The sequence below is a fragment of the Mesorhizobium sp. M0664 genome, assembly GCF_040320565.1.
In the GTDB taxonomy this organism is placed as follows: domain Bacteria; phylum Pseudomonadota; class Alphaproteobacteria; order Rhizobiales; family Rhizobiaceae; genus Mesorhizobium.
In genome coordinates this window covers 1-734 of record NZ_JAMYPW010000121.1, presented here as the reverse complement: position 1 = coordinate 734, position 734 = coordinate 1, and the positions used below count along the sequence as shown (strand labels likewise).

Annotated in this window: 2 protein-coding genes; both read right to left on the bottom strand. The window is 60.5% G+C overall.

The window, feature by feature from the left end; genetic code table 11:
* Nucleotides 1-235: 235 nt before the first annotated feature.
* The gene (locus tag NKI39_RS34235; protein WP_352837584.1) at nucleotides 236-442 is read right to left on the bottom strand and encodes a type II toxin-antitoxin system HicB family antitoxin; all 207 of its coding nucleotides are present in this window, start codon (nucleotides 440-442) and stop codon (nucleotides 236-238) included.
* 111 nt (nucleotides 443-553) lie between these two features.
* A partial coding sequence (locus NKI39_RS34230) for a hypothetical protein (protein WP_352837581.1) occupies nucleotides 554-734 on the bottom strand: 181 nt, incomplete at its 5' end.

Below are 734 nucleotides of genomic sequence, written 5' to 3'. Positions count from 1 at the left end.
GGGCGACAGGGCGAGGCCTTAGACGCCTTCAAAAGACGCCCAGTAGGCCAATCAGGTTAAGCACACCCTTCATGCAAAGCCCTCCCTGTGGGAGAAGGTGGCTCGGCGCGGAGCGCCGAGACGGTTGAGGGGTGTTGGACGGAGCGCCGCCGGTGCCAAGCTGGAGCACCCCTCATCCGACCTCGCTTCGCGAGGCCACCTTCTCCCACAAGGGTAGAAGGGGAGATCGCACCTTCTACGCCTCTACATATTCCGCCAGGCTGACCCCCTTGGGTACATCCAGCCCATTGGCCCGCAGGCCTTCGATATGAAAGCGTATTGCGTCACGAATTTCGGCTTCAACCTCAGGCACCGTCGCACCGGTGGCGATGCAGCCGGGCAGATCCGGCACATAAGCGGAAAAATTGTTTCCGGCTTTTTCAATCACCACCACGTAACGCATGTCATCGCTCCTTTAGGCGGACTGCCGGCCACGGCGACGAAGGGGCTGGCGGCATTGACGCGATAGACGGCAATTGCTGGCAGAAGCAATTGGGCGGCTATCTTGGCGTCGTTAGCTCGGGTAGCGCATCCCATGCCAGGTTTCGCCGGGGTCCTTCGGGATCAGCTTCGGGCGCCACGTTATCGAGGAAGTCGGATCTAGGATAGTGTGTGCTGAAGGTTCTGCAAAAAGTTTTGGATGGAGAACGGCGCCTGCTCTGAGGGCGAGCGGCCATGGCACGGTGGTGACGTTG

Bases quoted from the DNA above. Each gene is read 5' to 3' on its own strand.
- NKI39_RS34235 (WP_352837584.1), bottom strand. From the start codon at position 442: ATGCGTTACGTGGTGGTGATTGAAAAAGCCGGAAACAATTTTTCCGCT.